Raw genomic sequence first — 1,794 nt, 5'->3', positions numbered from 1 at the left:
TGAAGCCTTCCCCCAGATTTTCGGATAGAACATCTTTGATCTTATCAATATTCATATTTGATTAACCCAATTGAAGTTATGTGACACCTAACGCTCGCAGCACGTGCGCGTTTTGAGTGGAACGAAAAACGCGTCACCGTGACTGCGCTTGTTAGCTGAATTTAGCATGGAATACGCCAAATAACCTGGCGAACCAAATTTGAACCCCCATTAGAAATCTCTCGACTAGGAACCTTATTATCTAATGCTGGTACCGGGCTATCCATCCACTTTAGTGCGTTTTCGCGTGAGTGATAATAGATGGCAATGGCAATATCTTCGTTACCGCCACACTTGCTGATAAGTTCACTTTTGAACGTACACCCCTCAAAGTTTTCGCGGAAGCAAGAAACGTATTTATTCCAACCCTCAATGTTCACTCCGATGCCTCTATGCAGCTAACGTCGTTTTAAGGAGCGAAAAACATTAGCTTCACGCAAGAAAGCCACCTTAAACGCCATAAATTAATTTAACAAAAATTGCGGGGCGTTTTTTCGTCCGCCTTGAAAAACCTTGTTAGTGTGCATTACTTCGTAGGCCAAATAGGTGGAATTATAAATCTTGATTGCTCAAAGCCACCTAACAGTCGCTTAACTTCGGAATCCCCTGATTGGACTAAGTTAACTTCAGAAGTATTCAGCTTAACTGTATAGTCGACCGTTGCAGGGCCAGATTGAACTAAATAGGTAAGATATATTTCATCATCGCGTTCAAAACAGACATGACTCCACAACTCTTCTTTGATTATCCGATCCATCGTTACCCTCTTCACACACTAACGCTGGCAGCAAGCGCGCGTTTTTTGCGTCGCCTTGCCTGCCCTTGTTATAACCAGTGACGCGCTAGGTTTCATAGCTGAACACTCCAATGAATTTTGGATCGCTAGCAATACTGCGGCGAACCTTGCTTGGATTATATGCAAAGTCGTATTGCAGAACAGCCCACCTAGCTTCTTGTAGAGCCTTTGACTCAGCCACTTTCATTACCTCGGATGAAAATGAACCTGAGTAAGAAAGATTGCCAAGCAACTTAGAAATTGGCACCAGCTGATAGTCGAAGCACTCACTCTCTTGATTGCTTAAGTCGTAGTAGCCGACACCACACAGATCCTGTAGAACATCAATATCTTCTGAATCCCCAGCGTCATCTAGAATACCAAGCCATACCGAAACAAATCCGGTCTTTTCGAAACCTTGAGAATAATAATCTTCTTCCTCAGAGTAATCCTTCAATAGCACAAAACTCTCGATAGGTTATAACGTTTTAAACAGCGGAAAACGCGAGCGCAGCGAGTGGTTTTCCGCTGCTTTAACTTGTTATACGCACTATTCGACGTAATTACCTGTGATAGTGCCTGTTGGACATTTGGAATGCTTTATAAGAGAACGAGTAATTCGAACAATAGTTTGCTCTTTGTCCCAGCCGTGACTTTGGTGCATTCCATTTGCAATATGTTGAACTGTATCTGCAAGAAGTTCTCCCCATGCATCTCTTTCATCAATATCGCAGTCCTCTGCGTCTTCCCACATTCCGAGATGAAGTGAAATATTCAGGCTGTCATGTGCTAGCCATATTCTGATCATTTCTCTAGCTGCATCATCTCCAGCAGTTCCAGTAGGTATAGGTAGTTCATGCATGTGATTGACTTTCCTTGTGCGTATAACGCTGTGATAACGGGCACTTTCCCGCACTAAACCTGACCAAGCCTATGTATTCACGACACTTTCTAAGCGCTTCGAGATTGGCAAGGTGTCC

At 43.4% G+C, this 1,794-nt stretch carries 3 protein-coding genes; all 3 read right to left on the bottom strand.

What is annotated here, in order from left to right:
* Nucleotides 1–161 precede the first annotated feature (161 nt).
* Complete coding sequence (locus tag BM082_RS25515; RefSeq protein ID WP_074929000.1) at nucleotides 162–419, bottom strand: MbcA/ParS/Xre antitoxin family protein; 258 nt, start codon at nucleotides 417–419, stop codon at nucleotides 162–164.
* Nucleotides 420–881: 462 nt separating this feature from the next.
* Nucleotides 882–1,277: an immunity 22 family protein gene (locus BM082_RS24490; protein WP_017011583.1), complete on the bottom strand. Its 396-nt coding sequence runs from the start codon at nucleotides 1,275–1,277 to the stop codon at nucleotides 882–884.
* Between the two features lie 87 nt (nucleotides 1,278–1,364).
* Nucleotides 1,365–1,676 carry a DUF5076 domain-containing protein gene (locus BM082_RS24485; RefSeq protein WP_074928998.1) on the bottom strand — a complete coding sequence of 104 codons (312 nt, stop codon included), beginning with the start codon at nucleotides 1,674–1,676 and terminating at the stop codon, nucleotides 1,365–1,367.
* Nucleotides 1,677–1,794 lie beyond the last annotated feature (118 nt).

Source organism: Enterovibrio norvegicus DSM 15893, assembly GCF_900115495.1.
Classification (GTDB): domain Bacteria; phylum Pseudomonadota; class Gammaproteobacteria; order Enterobacterales; family Vibrionaceae; genus Enterovibrio; species Enterovibrio norvegicus.
Note: the sequence above shows the minus strand (reverse complement) of the source record. Positions and strands in the feature narration are given on the sequence as shown.